General features: G+C 45.5%; 1 protein-coding gene. It reads right to left on the bottom strand.

The genetic code is table 11. The features are described 5' to 3' along the window. Positions 1–358: hypothetical protein (locus A3762_RS27270; RefSeq protein WP_197469087.1), on the bottom strand; the 358-nt coding region annotated here is incomplete at both ends.

The raw sequence follows: 358 nt of genomic DNA on the forward strand, positions 1-358 counted from the left end.
TCATGACCTTGACTAAGGTCTGGTCCGAGGACTGATCAGTAAATCTAACCTGATAGCCAACCGCGTGACCCAATTCTGTATAGAGCTCATCACTAATTCGATTAGCAACGGTTCTGGCGGCCAAACGACGCGGTTGGGTATGTCCAATTAATCCACGATTAGCTAAGCCTAACTCCAAACAAATTTTCGGAAGCTGAGTCGTTTTACCGGAACCTGTTTCACCAGCGACAACGACCACCTGAGCGATTTGAAGAGCATCCTTAATCTCGTCAACCTGTTGTGAGACGGGCAAATTTTTGGGATATGTAATAGTGACAGGTGTCTGCTTTCTCGACTCAACTAAATCACATGATTTCTG

The sequence above is a fragment of the Oleiphilus sp. HI0125 genome (assembly GCF_001635355.1).